This window comes from Actinomadura sp. NPDC049382, from assembly GCF_040677125.1.
In the GTDB taxonomy this organism is placed as follows: domain Bacteria; phylum Actinomycetota; class Actinomycetes; order Streptosporangiales; family Streptosporangiaceae; genus Spirillospora; species Spirillospora geliboluensis.
Genome location: NZ_JBFARO010000097.1, coordinates 1 through 16,796 on the forward strand (window position 1 = coordinate 1; position 16,796 = coordinate 16,796).

At 74.0% G+C, this 16,796-nt stretch carries 19 protein-coding genes; 13 read left to right on the top strand and 6 right to left on the bottom strand.

Annotated features, from left to right (window positions below):
• The coding region (locus AB0K34_RS34990; RefSeq protein WP_364553185.1) for an IS3 family transposase at positions 1-136 on the top strand (136 nt) is incomplete at its 5' end.
• Between the two features lie 1,669 nt (positions 137-1,805).
• Here the strand turns inward: AB0K34_RS34990 and AB0K34_RS34995 are convergent.
• On the bottom strand, positions 1,806-2,396 hold the full coding sequence (locus AB0K34_RS34995) for a DUF4291 domain-containing protein (RefSeq protein WP_301176930.1): 591 nt from the start codon (positions 2,394-2,396) through the stop codon (positions 1,806-1,808).
• A gap of 34 nt (positions 2,397-2,430) precedes the next feature.
• Positions 2,431-3,126 carry a TetR/AcrR family transcriptional regulator gene (locus AB0K34_RS35000; protein ID WP_301176929.1) on the bottom strand — a complete coding sequence of 232 codons (696 nt, stop codon included), beginning with the start codon at positions 3,124-3,126 and terminating at the stop codon, positions 2,431-2,433.
• Positions 3,127-3,214: 88 nt separating this feature from the next.
• On the opposite strand from AB0K34_RS35000, the gene AB0K34_RS35005 reads away from it, so the two are divergent.
• Positions 3,215-4,111: a TIGR03620 family F420-dependent LLM class oxidoreductase gene (locus AB0K34_RS35005; protein ID WP_301176928.1), complete on the top strand. Its 897-nt coding sequence runs from the start codon at positions 3,215-3,217 to the stop codon at positions 4,109-4,111.
• 7 nt (positions 4,112-4,118) lie between these two features.
• On the opposite strand, the gene AB0K34_RS35010 is transcribed toward AB0K34_RS35005, so the two are convergent.
• Positions 4,119-4,775, bottom strand: coding sequence for a response regulator transcription factor (locus tag AB0K34_RS35010; RefSeq protein ID WP_301176927.1), 657 nt, complete (start codon positions 4,773-4,775; stop codon positions 4,119-4,121).
• 8 nt (positions 4,776-4,783) lie between these two features.
• Positions 4,784-5,917, bottom strand: coding sequence for a sensor histidine kinase (locus tag AB0K34_RS35015; RefSeq protein WP_301176926.1), 1,134 nt, complete (start codon positions 5,915-5,917; stop codon positions 4,784-4,786).
• 157 nt (positions 5,918-6,074) lie between these two features.
• On the opposite strand from AB0K34_RS35015, the gene AB0K34_RS35020 reads away from it, so the two are divergent.
• Genes AB0K34_RS35020 through AB0K34_RS35030 form a run of 3 tightly spaced genes read left to right on the top strand, consistent with a single transcriptional unit; the run spans position 6,075 to position 8,541 of the window.
• Positions 6,075-6,980, top strand: a complete 906-nt coding sequence (locus tag AB0K34_RS35020; RefSeq protein WP_301176925.1) for an ATP-binding cassette domain-containing protein — start codon at positions 6,075-6,077, stop codon at positions 6,978-6,980.
• The gene (locus AB0K34_RS35025; RefSeq protein WP_301176924.1) at positions 6,977-7,762 is read left to right on the top strand and encodes an ABC transporter permease; all 786 of its coding nucleotides are present in this window, start codon (positions 6,977-6,979) and stop codon (positions 7,760-7,762) included. The genes AB0K34_RS35020 and AB0K34_RS35025 overlap by 4 nt, the downstream gene beginning before the upstream one ends.
• Positions 7,759-8,541, top strand: a complete 783-nt coding sequence (locus AB0K34_RS35030) for an ABC transporter permease (RefSeq protein WP_301176923.1) — start codon at positions 7,759-7,761, stop codon at positions 8,539-8,541. The genes AB0K34_RS35025 and AB0K34_RS35030 overlap by 4 nt, the downstream gene beginning before the upstream one ends.
• 124 nt (positions 8,542-8,665) lie before the next feature.
• Here AB0K34_RS35030 and AB0K34_RS35035 read toward each other — a convergent pair whose 3' ends face one another.
• Positions 8,666-8,980 carry a hypothetical protein gene (locus tag AB0K34_RS35035; protein ID WP_301176922.1) on the bottom strand — a complete coding sequence of 105 codons (315 nt, stop codon included), beginning with the start codon at positions 8,978-8,980 and terminating at the stop codon, positions 8,666-8,668.
• Positions 8,981-9,560: 580 nt separating this feature from the next.
• On the opposite strand from AB0K34_RS35035, the gene AB0K34_RS35040 reads away from it, so the two are divergent.
• On the top strand, positions 9,561-10,427 hold the full coding sequence (locus AB0K34_RS35040) for a helix-turn-helix transcriptional regulator (protein ID WP_301176932.1): 867 nt from the start codon (positions 9,561-9,563) through the stop codon (positions 10,425-10,427).
• A gap of 22 nt (positions 10,428-10,449) precedes the next feature.
• Here the strand turns inward: AB0K34_RS35040 and paaI are convergent, their stop codons facing one another.
• Positions 10,450-10,890: a hydroxyphenylacetyl-CoA thioesterase PaaI gene (gene paaI, locus AB0K34_RS35045; RefSeq protein WP_356948785.1), complete on the bottom strand. Its 441-nt coding sequence runs from the start codon at positions 10,888-10,890 to the stop codon at positions 10,450-10,452.
• Between the two features lie 142 nt (positions 10,891-11,032).
• Between paaI and AB0K34_RS35050 the strand changes: the two genes are divergently transcribed.
• The 7 genes from AB0K34_RS35050 (at position 11,033) to AB0K34_RS35080 (ending at position 16,794) form a co-directional block, all read left to right on the top strand.
• On the top strand, positions 11,033-11,434 hold the full coding sequence (locus tag AB0K34_RS35050; protein ID WP_301176921.1) for a nitroreductase family deazaflavin-dependent oxidoreductase: 402 nt from the start codon (positions 11,033-11,035) through the stop codon (positions 11,432-11,434).
• Positions 11,435-11,557: 123 nt separating this feature from the next.
• Positions 11,558-12,637 carry a phosphotransferase gene (locus AB0K34_RS35055; protein WP_364553175.1) on the top strand — a complete coding sequence of 360 codons (1,080 nt, stop codon included), beginning with the start codon at positions 11,558-11,560 and terminating at the stop codon, positions 12,635-12,637.
• A gap of 142 nt (positions 12,638-12,779) precedes the next feature.
• Complete coding sequence (locus tag AB0K34_RS35060) at positions 12,780-13,646, top strand: NAD(P)-dependent oxidoreductase (protein ID WP_301176919.1); 867 nt, start codon at positions 12,780-12,782, stop codon at positions 13,644-13,646.
• A gap of 80 nt (positions 13,647-13,726) precedes the next feature.
• A complete protein-coding gene (locus AB0K34_RS35065) occupies positions 13,727-14,116 on the top strand; it encodes a VOC family protein (RefSeq protein ID WP_301176918.1) in 390 nt (129 codons plus the stop codon).
• Positions 14,117-14,129: 13 nt separating this feature from the next.
• Positions 14,130-14,747, top strand: a complete 618-nt coding sequence (locus AB0K34_RS35070) for a class I SAM-dependent methyltransferase (RefSeq protein ID WP_301176917.1) — start codon at positions 14,130-14,132, stop codon at positions 14,745-14,747.
• Positions 14,748-14,812: 65 nt separating this feature from the next.
• Positions 14,813-15,703 carry a hypothetical protein gene (locus AB0K34_RS35075; protein ID WP_364553176.1) on the top strand — a complete coding sequence of 297 codons (891 nt, stop codon included), beginning with the start codon at positions 14,813-14,815 and terminating at the stop codon, positions 15,701-15,703.
• On the top strand, positions 15,700-16,794 hold the full coding sequence (locus AB0K34_RS35080) for a hypothetical protein (RefSeq protein WP_138641165.1): 1,095 nt from the start codon (positions 15,700-15,702) through the stop codon (positions 16,792-16,794). Before AB0K34_RS35075 ends, AB0K34_RS35080 begins: the two co-directional genes overlap by 4 nt.
• The last annotated feature ends 2 nt before the right edge of the window (positions 16,795-16,796 follow it).

The window sequence follows — 16,796 nt, forward strand, 5'->3', positions numbered from 1 at the left end:
AAGAGCCGAGCTCGCAGCCGCGGTGTTTGAATGGATCGAGTGCTGGTATAACCCGTTCAGAAGGCATTCCAGCATCGGAATGCTCAGTCCGGTGGGCTACGAGGAACGACACCGCTCCTCGACTACGGCCACCTGACCCATCTCACGCCGGCTGTCCGTGCTACGGGGGGAACCTCATGCGTCCGGGTGATGCCCTGATGAGCTGGCGGCTGTGCCCGCAGGAGTACGCGGTGACGCTCGCACCCGCCCGGTGGTGCTCACCTTGACGCACGACACCCACCCGCAACGCACAGCGCACCCTCCACGCACAGCGCCCCCGATGCGCAGCACCCACACCTGACCTGCGTCATCACCCCGACGCACGGCGCTTATGCCCAACGTGCAGAACTCGCACCCGGCATACTGCGCTCGCACTTGGCCTGCGGCCCTGTCGTGATGCGCAGCGCTCGGACCCGACGCACGGCATTCGCCCCCGAGGTGCGCCTCTCACACCGGGCGAACGGCGCTAACCCTCAGGTGCCGCGCTCGCGCCCGACGCGCAGCACTCCCATCCGACATGCGGCGCTCACACCTGCCCTGCGGCGCACTGGTGTCGCGCGGCGCGCTGACCTAACACACGGCATTCGCCCCCAAGGTGCGCCACTGGCACCCCCATGCAGGACGCTCACCCCCGAGGCGCGGCACTCACCCAACGCGCGGCGCTCGCACCCGACGTGCAACACCCCACCCGACATGCGGCACTCACACCTGCCCTGTGGCGCTCCTTCCGACGCGCGTTACTCTCACCTGGCTTGCGGCGCCGTGTCACGCGACGCTCGGACCTGACGAACGGCATCCGCACCGGAGGTGCGCCACTCGCACCCGACGTGCAGTGCTCGTACCTGACCTGCGGCACTACCGTGATGCGCGGCGCTCGGATCTCACGAACGGATCTGCACACGAGGTACGCCACTGCACCGAACGCACGACGCTCTCACCCTACGTTCGACACTCGCACCGGACGGGCAGCGCTTACCTCCTGGGCGATGGTGATGCAGGCGCGGCGCCGAGGTGGCGCTGCTGCAACCCGCGCGGTGGTCCCGGCGAACTTTTGCCAGCGACCGCCTGGAGGGCTTCGTCCGGCGGGCCACTCGTCCTGACATCTGGCGCTTGCGGTGCGTCCAGTCGTCCCGGCCGGACGTCAAGTCCGCGTGTCTCGACATCCTCGAACACATGTTCGGGTAGCGTGTCGTCCCGTGCTGATCGATGAACCCGTTTCCGCGGAGATCACGTCCACCGGCCGTCCGTCTTGCCTCACCGGCCGGCGAGGCCGTTTCCGGGTGCGCCGGGTCCTGGAGGAATGGCAGGCGCCCGGTCAGGCGAGGTACTACCGCCTCCAGGTCACCACACCTGATGGCCCCGCCATCGCGGAGGTACTCAGCCCGAGCGACGCAGAGGCGGCCTCCTGGACGCTCCACCGCATCTGGTCCTGATCCTCAGGCGCAGTCCTTCTACTGGAATGCAACCGACCAGCCGGTTGCGGGCAAGGGGCCGTGGTCGGCCGTTCGCTTCGTGCGCGGCCGTCGCGTCCGACATCTCTGAGGTGGCGCTCGAATCGGTGCGCTGGATCAGTGTGGTTGCGATACGGCATCGCTCGAACGCGGTGCCGTTGAGCCATGGCTCCGGCGTGCATCCACGCAGTGGTGTGGCCGCTCAGTTGGTCGTCTGCCACGTTGGCGGTGTTGCAGGGGTGTGGTCCCGCTCTCGTCTCGTCGTGCACGGGTGGGCAGGTCTGGTGGTCGGGGCGTGGGGCTCCAGAGAGGGTGTTAGGGCATGCCTAGGCGGGTGGCCAGGGGCGGGGGGACGGGGTAAGGGCGCTCTTTGGGGAGGAGGGCCTTTGCTTGGGCGGTGCGGCCGGCCTTGAGGTGGTCGTGGATCTTGCGGGCGAGTGGGGTGCGGTCCTCGATGTCCAGGATCCAGTCGTCGACGTAGCAGTCGATGATGTGGCGGCTCAGGCCGATCTGGATGCTGCGCGTCTGCAGTTTCTCGCCGCGGAGGGAGCGTTCGGGGTCCCACTGGACGTGGACGGCGGCGGTCGCGAACGCGCGGCGCCATTCGTCGGAGCTGCGGAAGACGCGGCGGTCCGGGTCCGTGGGGACGGCCAGGCTCAGGGCCTCCTCCCAGCCGGTCCGGCTGATCCGGACGGCGAGGATCGTCTCCTGGCCCGGTTTGCGGGCCCAGCCGCTGCGTGCCATGAGCCACAGGAACGACGGTTTGATCCACGTCATGCGCCGCCGGGAGAAGGGCGGGAGGAAGGTGCCGTGCTCGGCCGCGGGCAGGCCGATCCCGGGGGCGTACGCCTGGTACACCGTGATCGAGTCGCGGTCGTGGCAGGCCCGGATTTCGCGTGTGCCCATGGTCCGGTCAGGGTGCCCGAGGGCGTGGCGGGGCTCAACCGGTTTTCGGGGCGGTTCGCTTGCGCCGGTGGGCCTTCTGGCGGCATGCGGCGCTGCAGAAGCGGGCGGGGCGGCCCGTCTGCGCCGGTGTGAGGGGGGCCGCGCAGAGTTCACAGCAGGCGACGTTAGTTTCGTTTCGTTTCGTTGCTTCGGGGCGGAGGCCGTCGTACGCGAGGGACGCCAGGCGGCCGTTGCCTCCGTGCCTGCGCTCCATATACATCGCGGCCGTCATGAGGGCGCGCACGTCCTGGACGTCGACGTCGGCGCGCACCGCTCCGGCGGCCTGGGCCCGCTGTAGCAGGACGTTGAGGGCCGCAGTGAACTGCGCGTCCGCGCCGCACACGTCGAAGCTGCCTATGTCGGCCGCCAGCGCCTCGCTCAGCGCATGGTTGAACATGGCCCGCTGGACGACTTCCGTAACGAAACCGTAGAAGGCCGCGCCCGGGTCCGGCGCGTCCCCGAGTGCTTTCGCCTCGGCGACGATCTGTTCGACGCGGTCGGTGACGACGGCCGCGAACAGCGCCTCCTTGGTGGGGAAGTTGCGGTAGACCGTGCCGGCTCCCACGCCCGCGCGGCGGGCGATGTCGTCGAGTGGCACGAGGTGGCCCTCGGCGGCGAACGCCTCGAAAGCGGCCCGCAGGATGCGCTCGCGGTTCCGGCGGGCGTCGGCGCGCCTGGGCGGGGTGCTCACGCCGTCCTCCTTCGGCTGCGTTGACAAGCGGGGCGGTCGTTCCGGTACCGTCCTAAGCGGGTTGTACGTTCCGATTATAGGAGGACCGATGACGGCGGTACGGCTGATGCGGGAGCGGCTGGGCAGGGTCGGCGTGGGGCTGATGACGCCGATCGCCCCCGCGGACGAATGGCGGCGGGCGGCCCGCCGCGTCGAGGACGCGGGCTACGGATCGCTCTGGACGAACGAGGCCATCGGTGGCCGCGAGGTCTTCACGCAGCTGAGCGTGCTGCTCGGGGCGACGGAGCGGATCGTCCTCGGGTCGGGGGTCGCGAACCTGTGGGCGCGGCATCCCGCCGCCATGCAGGGTGCGGCGTCGGTCCTCGCGGACGCCCATCCGGGCCGGGTCGCGCTCGGCGTGGGCGTCAGCATTCCCGCGTTCGTCGAGCAGAGCGGGCAGAAGTGGACGAGCCCGCTGGCGCGGATGCGGGAGTACCTCGACGGGATGGACGCGGCGGTCGCCGCGGCGCCGGTGCCCGAGGTGCCGTTCCCCCGGCTGCTGGCGGCGCTCGGCCCGAAGATGCAGGGTCTCGCGCGCGACCGCGCGGACGGGGCGCTGCCCGCGGCGATGCCCGTCGAGCACACCAGGGCGGCCAGGGAGCGGCTCGGTCCGGACAAGCTCCTGGTCGTCACGGTGACCACGATCCTGGAAGCGGATCCCGGGAAGGCGCGCGCCATCGCCCGGCAGATGCCGCTGCTCAGCCTTCCCGGCTCGCCCTACGCACGCGTGCTGCGAGAGCTGGGCTACCCGGACGAGGCACTGGCCGGCGGCGGTTCGGACGAGGTCGTCGACGCGTGCTTCGCCTGGGGTGATGAGGCCGCGATCGGCAAGCGGGTCCAGGACCATCTGGACGCCGGAGCCGACCATGTGGTCATCGCGGCCCTCGCTCCGGATCCGGGGTCGTCCGCCGACCTGTACGAGCGGCTCGCCCCCGCGCTGGTCTGATCGCCGGCTAGCCGGGCTGGACCAGCCGGGTCTCGTAGGCGGCGATCACCAGCTGCGCGCGGTCGCGGGCCTGCAGCTTGGAGAGCAGGTGGCCGATGTGGGTCTTCACCGTCGCGGGGCTGAGGTGCAGGTGCTCGGCCAGCTCGGCGTTGGACAGGCCGCGGGCGATGAGCGTGAGGACCTCGCGTTCCCGGTCGGTCAGCGCGTCCAGGGCGGCGGGCGGCGGCTGGACGGGCGCGGGCCGGCGGACGAACTCGGCGATCAGGCGGCGCGTCACGGTGGGGGCGAGCAGCGCCTCGCCGGCCGCGACGGCCCGGACGGCGGACAGCAGGTCGGCGGGCGGGGTGTCCTTCAGCAGGAAGCCGCTCGCCCCGGCCTTGAGCGCCGCGTACACGTAGGCGTCCAGGTCGAAGGTCGTGAGGATCAGGACGCGCACGTCCGGGAGTTCCGCGCAGATCCGCCGGGTCGCCTCGATGCCGTCCATCTCCGGCATGCGGACGTCCATGAGGACGACGTCGGGGCGCTCCCGCGCGGCCAGCTCGACCGCCTCGGCGCCGGTGCCGGCCTCGCCGACGGCGCGGAGGCCGGGCGCGGTGTCGATGAGGACGCGGAAGCTGCCGCGCACCAGGGCCTGGTCGTCGGCGACGAGGACGCGCAGTTCCAACGGTCTTCCTAGGGCTCGTACGGGAGGTCGGCGGACACGGCGAAGCCGCCGCCCCGCCGGGGTCCGGCGGTGAAGTCGCCGCCGTACATCATGACGCGTTCGCGCATGCCGATGAGCCCGTGGCCCCCGTCGCCGCCGGGCAGGACGCGGGCGCCGGGCCCGTCGTCGGTGACGTCGATGCGCACCCGCTCCCCGTCGGCCCGGACGCTGACGCGGCACCGGGCGGGCGCGGCGTGCTTGACGACGTTCGTGACCGCCTCCTGGACGATGCGGTAGGCGGAGAGCGCGACGCCTTCGGGGAGGGTGGGGGCGTCCACGTCGAGGTCGACGTGGACGCCGGCCATCGCGGCGCGCTCCGCGAGGGCGGTGAGGTCGGCGAGGCCGGGGGCCGGGCCGAGGTCGGCGTCGGTGCGCAGGACGCCGAGGAGGTGGCGCATCTCCGCGAGGGAGCTGCGGCTGGTGGTCTCGATGACGCGGAGGGCGTCGAGGGCCTCCTCGGGGCGGGCCTCCGCGACGTGGACGGCCACCCCGGCCTTCACCGCGATCAGGCTCATGCTGTGCGCGACGACGTCGTGGAGTTCGCGGGCGATGCGGAGCCGCTCGTCGGCGACGGCCTGGTCGACGAGGCGGCGGGCGGAGCGGTCGGCCTCGGCGCGGCGCTCCCGGACGACGCGGCCGAGCGTCCAGGACGCGCCGAGGACGGCGAGCCCGAGCACGGCCTCCCCTGCCCTCTCGGCGTGCCAGTCGGCGGGGCCGACGATGGCGCCGGCGAAGATCACGACGGCGCTGCCGACGCCGATCAGCGGGGTCGGGATCCAGCGGCGGCGGCGCCGGGCCAGCGCGACCGGGTAGAGCGCGAACGCGGCGGCGGCGTAGGAGTCGAACGGCAGCCCGAGCAGGAGCGCGGCCGTGGACGCGGCCAGGACGGCGGCGAAGACGGGGACCGGCCACAGCCGCCGCACCGCGAGGGGCAGGCCCGCCGCGGCGGCGACCGGGACGGCGGCGAGCGCGGAGGTCTCCGGGGCGGCGGACAGCGTGAGCATCAGGAGGGTGTAGACGACCGCGGCCCCGGCGTCCAGCCAGATGAGGGCGCGCCGGCCGAACCGCATGAAGAACGGCGAGCGCAGTTCGGATTCGTCCACGTCACGACGGTAGCGGGCGGGGCTGGGCGCCGCCTCCGACCGCCGGCCGTCATACCGGGGTCTGAGGCGGGGCCCGGTGCTCGGCGCACGGTCGGACGGGCGGGTCCCGCCCGCGCTCCGATGCGCGGCGGGCACGTCCGGCGGGAGCGTTGACCGCATGATCGAGGTACGCGAGCTGACGAAGCGGTACGGCGGGACGACCGCGGTGGACCGCCTGTCCTTCGTGGTGCGGCCGGGGACGGTGACCGGCTTCCTCGGCCCGAACGGCGCCGGGAAGTCGACGACGATGCGCGTCCTGCTGGGGCTGGACAGGGCGGAGTCGGGCGAGGCGCTGGTGAACGGGGGCCGGTACGCGGCGCTGCGGCGGCCGATGCGGGAGGTGGGCGCGCTGCTGGACGCGGGCGCCGTGCACGGCGGCCGCCGCGCGTTCGACCACCTCGGGTGGCTGGCGCGCAGCAACGGGATCGGGACGCGCCGGGTCGCGGAGGTGCTGGAGCAGGTGGGCCTGGCCGGGGTGGCGCGCCGGCGGGTCGGCGGGTTCTCGCTCGGCATGCGGCAGCGGCTGGGCATCGCGGCGGCGCTGCTCGGCGACCCGGGCGTGCTGATGTTCGACGAGCCGGTGAACGGCCTGGACCCGGACGGCGTCCGCTGGATCCGCGAGCTGATGCGGTCGCTGGCCGCCGACGGGCGGACGGTGCTGATCTCCAGCCATCTGATGAGCGAGATGGAGCTGACGGCCGACCGGCTGGTCGTCATCGGGCGGGGCCGGCTGATCGCGGACACGTCGGTGCGGGAGCTGGCCGACCGGTTCCGGCGCGGCGTCCTGGTCCGCTCCCCGCGTCCCGCCGAACTGTCCGCCGTGCTGGCGCGCGCCGGGGGCGGTGTCGAGTCCGAGCAAGACGGGGCCCTCACCGTGACCGGGCTGGACGTTGCCGCGATCGGTGACGCGGCGGCGGCGAACGGGATCCCGCTGTACGAGGTGACGCCGCGCAACGCGTCTCTGGAGGAGGCGTACATGCGGCTGACCGCCGACAGCACCGAGTTCGGGGCGGTGGCGCGATGACCGGGCCGGCCGACGCGATCGCCGCGGAGTGGTACAAGCTGCGGACCGTCCGTTCGACGGCCGCCGTCCTCGGCACGATCGTCGCGTTCACGCTGCTGTGCGTCCTGTGGTCGTGGTACGTGGCCCAGTACTGGGACGGGCTGTCAGCGGAGCGCCGGGCGACCGCGAAGGCGGCCCCGGCGGAGCAGCCGCTCACGCTCGCGCTGCCGGTGTGCGCGGTGGTGCTGGGGGCGCTGACGCTGACGTCGGAGTACTCGTCGGGGATGATCCGGACGACGCTGGCCGCGATGCCGCGCCGGCTCGCGCCGTTCCTGGCGAAGGCGGGCGTCGCGGCGGCCCTCATGGCGGTCGCGGCCTGGGCGGCGCTGGCCGCCGGCACCGTCGCGGGCGACGTGATCGTCGGCGACCGGGCCGTGCCCACGTTCCAGGGGGCGGCGGCCGACGTCGGGGCGCACCTGCTGTGGGTCGGGCTGGAGACGGCGGCGATCACCCTCGTCGCGTTCGGGCTGGGCGCGGTGCTGCGCTCGACCGCCGCGACGATCACGGGCGGCATGGCGGTGCTGTTCGTGCCGCCCCCGCTGGTCCGGCTGCTGCCGTCCCCGTGGGACGAGCGGATCTGGTCGGCGCTGCCGGGCGGGCTGGCGAACCAGATCGCGGGGGCGCCGGGCTCGTCCGGCGACCCCGGGGTCCTGTCGCCGCCGGCGGCGATGGCGCTGCTGGCGGCCTATGTCGTCGTCGCGCTGGGGGCCGGCGTGTACGCGTTCGTACGGAGGGACGCATGATGATGGACGCCCTCGCGGCCGAGTGGTGGAAGCTCCGCTCGGTCCGCTCGACCTACGTGGTGCTGTCGGTGACGGCCGCGTTCACCGGGCTCGTCGTGCTGCTGGCGTTCCAGATGGCGCACGTCTGGGACGGGCTGGAGGCCGACCGCCGCGACGACCTGCTGCTGCGTCCGCTGCAGGAGATCGCGAGCTGGGTGGCGTCGCTGTGCCTCGCCGTGCTCGGCGTGCTGTCCGTCGCGTCCGAGTACCGGACGGGCATGATCCGCACGAGCATCGCCGCCGTCCCCCGGCGCGGGACGCTGCTGGCGGCGAAGGCGGCGGTGGTCGGGGCGGTCGCCGCCGTCGCCGGGCAGGCGGTGGCGGTCGGTGCGTTCCTCGGTACCCGGTTCGTGATCGGCGACCGGCCCTTCGCCGACCAGCAGGCGTCCATCGCGCACGACCTGCCGGGCATCGTCCTCGCCGGGACGGTGGTGCCGGTGTTCGCGCTGCTCGGCCTGGCGCTCGGCGTGCTGCTGCGCTCCGCGGCGGGATCGATCGTGGTGGTCGTCTTCGTGTGGCACATGCTGCCGCTGCTCGTCCAGCACCTGCCCGGTGCGTGGGGAGAGCGCGCCGCGTCGGTGATGCTCGGGGGCCTTCCCCGGCAGATCGCCGGGCTCAGCGCGGACAACTCCATCTACGGCGATCTGCTGTCGCCGGTGCAGGCGGCGGTCGTCTTGGTCGGGTACGCGCTCGTCCCGCTGGTTTTCGCGGCGTTCGTCCTGAACCGTCGCGACGCCTGAACCGGGCCCGGACGCACGAACGGCGGCGCCCCGCGTCGGGGCTCCGCCGTTTCCCGCGTTCCGGCCGGCGTCCGCGCCTCGGCGGCCGACCCGGTCTCAGGCCCGGTCCATCAGAACCGGCCTGTCAGAACCGGCCCGCCTGGAGCGAGGTCGCCCGGACCGCCAGGCGCTCGCGGAGCATGTCGATGGCCTCGTCGATGCGGGGCGCGGCGGCCTGGGCGCGGACGCGCCGGCCGTTCAGGTCGACGACGGCCTGCGCCAGCGCCGGGCGCGGCAGCGACGGGTCGTTGACGACGCTCAGCGTGACCTGGACGGAGCTGACGCCGTGGGCGCCCGCGAGCGCCTTGCGGACGGCGCGCTCCGCCGCCGCGCGCTCGTGCGCCGAGACATCGCCCGAGGTCAGGAACCGGATCTCCGGTCGCTCACGGGTCGCGTTCATGTTTCCCCCAGATGGACGGTGGTGGCCGGTTGGTCGGCGGTGGGGCGGGCACGATGGCCGCCTCACACTGATCAACGCCCGGCGGCCCCGAGATCTTGCCCGGACGGGACGAGAGCTTCGTCACGCGGCCGGGCACCGGCCCGCGCCGCCCGCCCGAAGATTCACCAAAACACGGGACGTACGACATTCACGCGTCTCACGACGGATCTGGGAATGGACTGTCAGGATTAGCCGCCGGCAATGCCGAGAACGGCGTGTAATTGGTCCTCCAACGGCGGCGCGACCACCGGTGAAATGACCCGCGCGCCGACTGCGGCGGGATGCCGCTGCCACGTTCCGCAGCCGGGCCGCCACCGACAGCACTGGTCACCGGCCATCCCCACCTGCCCAGTAGCGCGTCCGCCCCGCGACGCGCCCGGCGGCGGGCGCGTTTTCCATACCTCCCAAAAAGGCGTCCGCATCCTCTAACATAGGGCGGTGCCGTGCGGCCCACACGCAGACCCGTCGACTGGCTGGTGACCCCTTGTCCCAGGATTCAGCTGCCCCAACACCTCCGTCCGAAGGTGATCCGGCCGGACGGCTGATCGATTATCCCCGGCGCGGCGGGCCCACCGTCCTGCGCATTCTCCTCGGCGCGCAGCTGCGCCGGCTGCGCGAGGCCCGCGGCATCTCCACCGAGCAGGCGGGCTACGAGATCCGCGGCTCCCACTCCAAGATCAGCCGGATGGAGCTCGGCCGGGTCGGCTTCAAGGAGCGCGACGTCGCCGACCTGCTCACCCTCTACGGCGTCTCCGAGCCCGCCGAGCGTGCGCCGCTGCTGGCACTGGCCAAGGAGGCCAACAACCCCGGCTGGTGGCACCGCTACGGCGACATCCTGCCGAGCTGGTTCGAGGTGTACCTCGGCCTGGAGGAGGCGGCCTCGCTACTGCGCACCTACGAGCTGCAGTTCGTCCCCGGGCTGCTGCAGACCGAGGACTACGCGCGCGCGGTCGTCCGGCTCGGCTACTCCGACGCCTCGGAGGAGGAGGTCGAGCGGCGCGTCCAGGTCCGCACGACGCGGCAGGAGCGGTTCACCTCACCGGAGGCGCCGACGCTGTGGGCGGTGCTGGACGAGGCGGTCGTGCGCCGCCCGCTCGGCGGCCGCGACGTGATGCGGGCCCAGATCAGGCACCTGATCGAGGTGTCGGAACTGGCCAACGTGACGCTGCAGATCGTGCCGTTCGGGGCGGGCGGGCACGCGGCGGCGGGCGGCCCGTTCACGATCCTGCGCTTCGCCGAGCCCGGCCTGTCCGACGTCGTCTACCTGGAGCAGCTCACCAGCGCGCTCTACCTGGACAAGCCGACCGACGTCGACACCTACATGCGCGCGATGAACAACCTGTGCATCACGGCGGCGCGTCCCGACGACACCGCCCGGTTCCTCGCCGGCATCCTGAAGGAAATCTGAGCCGGTCCAGGGAAGGCCCCGGTCAGAGGGCGTCGCCGCCGATGACGCGCGTGCCCCGGCTGCGGCTGCCGCCCCGGAACTCCGCGATGACGTCCCCGTCGGGGACGCGGCGCACGGTCACGTCGTAGATGCCGCTGCGGCCGAAGCGGACCCTCTCGGACGCCGACGCCTCCAAGACGTCTCCGGCGCGCGCGCTCGCCACGAACACCACGTCCGCCGACGCGGCTACCGTCACGGCGTCATGGGTGTTGCACGCGTAGGCGAACGCGGAGTCGGCGAGCAGGAACACGTAGCCGCCGTGCGCGATCCCGAAGCCGTTCACCATGGTCTCGGCGACCGCCATGCGCAGCCGCGCCCGGCCGGGCTCGACCTCCACGACCTCCATGGCGAGGTCCTGCGCGACCTTGTCCCGTGCGTACATCGTCTCGGCGCATCGCCGCGCCACCTCTGCCGCGTCGTCCACCGGCCCAGCGTAAGGGCCGCCGCGCCCGGCGGGGCGGCCGCGAGGCCACGGCTTGAGAGGCGCGCCCCTGGGAAGGTCATCGGGAATCCGGGGGTTACACCGGTGGCCGCGCAACGGCCGGAGCCACGAGGAGGAGCTAACCATGCTGTACGGCGAGGAACACGTCCGGCGCTACCAGGAGACCGACGGCGCGGAGGGGCACGACTGGCAGGGCACGACGACGCTGCTGCTCACCACGACGGGGCGCAAGACCGGCAAGGAGCGCACGACGCCGCTCATCTACCAGCCCGACGGCGACGCCTACCTCGTCGTCGCGTCCAAGGGCGGCGCGGACGAGCCGCCGCTCTGGTACCGCAACCTGCAGGCGGACCCGGAGGTGAAGGTGCAGGTCAAGGGCGACAGGTTCACGGCTCGGGCACGCATCGCGACGCCGGAGGAGAAGCCGGCGATGTGGCGGAAGATGGCCGCGGTCTGGCCCGACTACGACGAGTACCAGAAGAAGACGAGCCGCGAGATCCCCGTGGTGGTGCTGGAGCGCGTCTGACCCGCCGGCCGCGGGTTCGCCGACGCGGCGCGCGGGTTCACTTTCGCGGCGCGGGCGGGGCGTGTAGCGTCGTCGTAGAACATCCATTCGACCGCCGTCCGCCGACGCAGCCGAGGTGCCGAGGTGCCCACGTCGCAGAGCACTGAGACCCGACCGAGTGCCGACACCGATCCGGTGCCGCCGCGGCTGCTGCGGCGGTGGGACGTCGGCGCCGAGGCGGCGCTGAGCCCGCTGCCCGCCGGTCCCGGCCGCCGGTCCTGGCGTGTCGACGCCGCCGCGGGGGCGTTCTTCCTCCGCGAGTACGCCGAGCCCGACCGCCGCCGCGTCCGCTTCCAGCACACCGTCACCGCCGCGCTGGACGCGGCGGGGCTGCCGGTGCTCGCGCCGCTGCCGGCGCGCGGCGGCCGGACGCTGGTCACCGCCGCCGGCCGCGGCTACGTCCTGTACCCGTGGGTCGGGGGCAGGGGGCGCGGCGGGCTGGAGCTGACGTTCGCGGGCTGCGAGGCGCTCGGCGCGCTGCTCGGCCGGCTGCACGCGGCGCTGGACGAGCTGACCGCGCCCGTCCAGCAGAGCATGCTGGTGCCGACGCCGCGCGCCGCCGACGCGGCCGCCGCCGTCGCGCGGATGCTGGCGGACGTCCCCGGCGACGGCGACGGCACCGACTTCGACGCGCTGACCGCGCGCCGGCTGCGCGAGCGCCGCGACCTGCTCGCCGAGTTCGCCGGGCACCAGCCGCCCGACATCGAGGTGAGCACGGTCGGGCACCTGCACGGCTCGTTCCACGCCGGGCACCTGCGCTACGGCGGGTCGGGCAACGTGACGGCCGTCCTCGGCTGGGACGGGCTGACGACGGGCCCGGTCGCCGGCGAGGTCGTCCGCGCGGCGGCGCGGCTGTTCGCGTGCGAGGACGAGCGCGGTCTCGACCTCGACCGCGTGCAGGCGTTCGTGCGCGGGCACCGCTCGGCGTACCCGCTGGACGCCGGGCAGCTCCAGGCCGCCGTGCACCGCGAGTGGTGGGAGCGGCTCTGCGACGTCGCGCCGCTGCGGCACCGCTACCTGGGCGAGAACGGCGCGGGCGGGCGCGGCGCGGCGGCACTGGTGGCGTGGTGGTCGGCGCAGCTCGACCGCACCCTCGACGCGTTCGCCGCGCCGTACACCGACGTGTACGCCGACGCGCCGGACGACGGCCACGCCTACGGCTGACCGGCCCGCCGCTCTCCCCTCCCTCGCTGGGTAGGGGCCTCCTTGACGCGCGCCGATGCGCGACGATGCGCGAGGCGCGACCGTGTGCCAGGATGGCCACCGCACGGTTATGAACTGGATAGTCCAAAACTGGGAGGGCGAGATGACGCAGATCGCGATGCTCGGCACGGGGATCATGGGCGCGGCGATGGCCCGGAACCTGCTCCGCAACGGCCACGGGGTCGCCGCCTGGAACCGGACGGCCGCGCGGTCCGAGCCGCTCGCCGCCGACGGCGCCACCGTGGCGGGCTCCCCCGCCGAGGCCGTGGCGGGCGCCGAGGTCGTCATCACCATGCTGAAGGACGGCGAGACGGCCCTGTCGGTGATGGCCGACGCCGCGCCCTCGCTGCGGCAGGGCCAGGTCTGGGCGCAGATGGGCACGGTCGGCCTCGGGTCGCTGGAGCGGCTCGCCGCGTTCGCCGCCGAGCAGGGCGTGACGTTCGTCGACGCGCCCGTCCAGGGCACGAAGCAGCCCGCCGAGCAGGGCAGGCTCATCGTGCTCGCCGCAGGCCCCGAGGACGCGCGCGGCGTCCTCGGCCCGGTGTTCGACGCGGTCGGCTCCCGCACGCTGTGGCTGGACGAGAGCGGCGCCGGCGGCGCGGGCACCCGGCTGAAGCTCGCCGCGGTGAGCTACGCCATCTCGCTGACCTCGGTCGTGGCCGAGTCCGTCGCGCTCACGAAGGGCCTCGGGCTGGACCCGGCGCTGCTCGGCGAGGTCCTCACCGGCGGCCCGCTCGACAGCGTCTACCTGCAGGCGAAGATGAAGGCCATGGTCGAGGGCGACTTCGAGCCGAGCTTCGCCGTCCGCAACGCCGAGACCAACACCCGGCTCATCCACGAGGCGGCGGAGGCGGCGAAGATCCGGGTGGACGTCAACGACGCCGCCGGGGAGCGGTTCCGGCGCGCCATCGAGCAGGGCCACGGCGACGAGGACATGGCGGCCACCTACCGCGCGAGCTTCCAAGCCTGATCCGGCCCGCTCTCTACCGGGCTCCGCGCGGGCGCGTGGCGGAACACCGGGGCCGGGCGGCCGGGGGCGAGGATGGGGCCATGGACGTTCTGAGCAGCCGCATCCTGCTGCGCCCGCCCGACCCCGCGCGCACCCGGGCCTTCTACCGCGACGTGCTCGGCCTCGCCGTCTACCGGGAGTTCGGCCCGGCCGACTCCCCCGGCGTCGTGTTCTTCCTCGGCCCCGGGTTCCTGGAGGTGTCGGGGCACGGCGCGGGCGAGACGGGCTCGTCCCCGCTGATCTGGCTCCAGGTGCGGGACGTGCGCGCCGAGCACGAGCGGCTCGCCGCGGCCGGCGCGCGCGTCGTCCGGGAGCCGCGGGAGGAGCCGTGGGGCCTGGTCGAGATGTGGATCGAGGACCCCGACGGCGTCAAGATCGTTATCGTGGAGGTCCCGGCGGGGCATCCCCTGCGCCGCGACCCGCGCTCCTGACCCGGCGGTGACGATGACTCGCGACCACCCGAACCCCGACTACTGGAACCACAACGTCCACTACCACGGGCTCGTCCTGCGCAACGTGCCGCGCGGCTGCGGCGAGGCGCTGGACGTCGGCTGCGGGGACGGGCTGCTCGTGCGCCGCCTCGCGCCCCGCGCCGCCCGCGTCACCGGGCTGGACCGGTCGGCGGAGATGATCGCCAGGGCGCGGCGGCTGAGCGAGGGCGTCGGCAACGCGCGCTTCGTCGAGGCCGGGCTCCTGGAGCACGACCTGCCGGCCGGGCACTACGACTTCGTGTGCAGCGTCGCCGCGATCCACCACATGGACTTCGTGAAGGGCCTCGCGGCGATGCGCGACGCCGTCCGGCCGGGCGGGAGCCTGGTCGTCGTCGGCCTGGCGAACAACCGGGGAGCGCGCGACTGGACGGTCTCGGCGCTCGGCCTCCCGGCGCACTACGCGCTGCGGCTGCGCAACCGGCGGCGCGCGGGCGATCCGGGCGCACCGGTCCTCGACCCGGAGATGACCTGGGGCGAGGTGCGGGAGGAGGCGCTGCGGCTGCTGCCCGACGCCGTGTTCCGGCGGCACCTGCTGTGGCGGTACTCGATCGTGTGGCGCAGGCCGCGCTGACCCGCACCGCTGCTGGAAACTGGAAAACACTGGAATTGTCCGGAAGTACCTGTACTGTCTGCCGCATGTCCCCGCCCCCCGGCGGCCCGACCCCCGGCGCCCCCACCCCCGACGAGCTGGAGGCGCGCATCACCGAACTGCGCGCCGCCGTCCGGCGGGCCGTGGCCGCCGGGGACCGGCGGGAGGCGCGCGGCCTGCGCGCCCGGCTCCGCGAGGCCGAGCAGGCGTGGGACGAGGCCGTCCTCGGCGACGGCGGAGCCGACCCGGAGCCCCGCCGCGACGGCAGCGGACGCGACGACCGCGAACGTGATGGGCGCGAGAGCGGCGGACGCGGGCTGCTGCCCGTCCGCGACCAGGTCCACCAGGCGCTGACACTGCTCGGCGCCCCCGCGGCGCCGAAGCTGATCGGGTCGGTGTACGCGGCGTTCTTCCCCGGCGAGATCGCCGGATCCCGGCTGACGAGCCTGCGCCGCGACGAGGAGCGCTCCTTCCGCACCGCGCCGTACGCGCGGCCGTACTACCTGTGCGCCGCGCTGACCGCCGACCTGCTCGCCCCCGCGCGCGGGCTGCTCACCGTGAGCACCTGGCCGCTGGAGCGGCGGATCGTCGGCCCGCTGAGCCCGCGCACCGACTTCCTCACCGCCGCGGTGCGCCTCGCCGAGCACGCCGGGCGCGGGACGCCGTCCCCGGACGTGCAGCGGCTGCTGTGGCGTTTCGCGTCCAACATTCCCGGCGCGGTCACCGGTACGGTCGGTACGGCCGATCCGGAGGCGCTCGCCGCCGCCGCCCGGGCCGAACTGGACGTGCACCGCGAACCGGACCTGCGGCGCCGCGGGGCCGCCGCGGCCCGCGCCCGGGAGCGGCTCGACGACGCGGAGCGGCTGTTCGGCAGCCGGCTGCGCGCCGTGCGGGCCTCCGGGCGGCGCCCTGCCCTCGATGGAGAGACGGACCGATGACCGACACCGCACCGGATCTGGACCGGCTGCGCGGCGGCACTCCCCCGCGCAACCACGACGCCCGCACGATCGCCGCGCTGACGTCCAATCCGGGCTGCGCCCGGCGCGGGCTGATGGACGCGGCGGGCGTCGACAAGGACGCGGTGGCGCGGGCCCTCGGGTTCCCCGCGCCGTTCGGGCAGTCGCAGTTCGCGATCACGCGCGGCAACGCGTTCGAGGCGCAGGTGAAGGCGGACGGGTGCGCGGAGCTGCTGACGCTGCTGCGCGAGCGGCTCGGCCTCGACGTGCCGGAGGTCGCCTACGACGACCTGGAGGTGGTCGCGGGCAACGAGGGCCGGGAGCTGCGGCACTCGCGGACGCGGCGGCTGCTCGCCCGCGCGCTGGAGTCGGGCGAGGGCACGCTGTTCGACCATCCGCTGCTGCGGCTGGAGATCGCCGGGTACCCGGCCTACCTGGAGCCGGACGTCATCGCGTTCCAGCTCGCGGGGCGGCTGCACGTCATCGAGATCAAGTCGTTCGCCGTCGTGGACGGGCAGGCCGAGCCGGAGCAGGTCGCGGCGGCGGCCCGCCAGTCGGCGGTGTACGTGCTGGCGCTGCGCCGGCTGGTGGCCGAGCTCGGGCACGACCCGGCGCGCGTGTCGCACGAGGTGTTCCTGGTGTGCCCGGAGAACTTCTCCAACCGCCCGACGGCGACGCCGCTGGACGTGCGGCCGCAGCTCGCCGTCCTGGAACGGCAGCTCACGCGGCTCACCCGGGTCGACGCGCTGCTGGCCGAGCTGCCCGACGGGCTGACGTTCGAGGCCGGCGAGGACCTGGCGGCGTCGGTCCAGGCGGTGGAGGCCCGGTACTCGCCCGAGTGCATGTCGGGCTGCGAGATGGCGCTGTTCTGCCGGGACGAGGCGCGCGCGTGCGGCGCGACGGGCGCGCTCGGCCGGTCCGTGCGCGACGACCTCGGCGGCGTCGACACGATCGGCACGGCGCTGGCGCTGGCGGACGGCTCGCTGACCCCGTCCGACGACCTGGCCGAGACCGCGGAGCAGCTGCGCGCCGCCGCGCGGCTGCGCGCCGAGGCCCTGCACGGGGCGGCGTGACC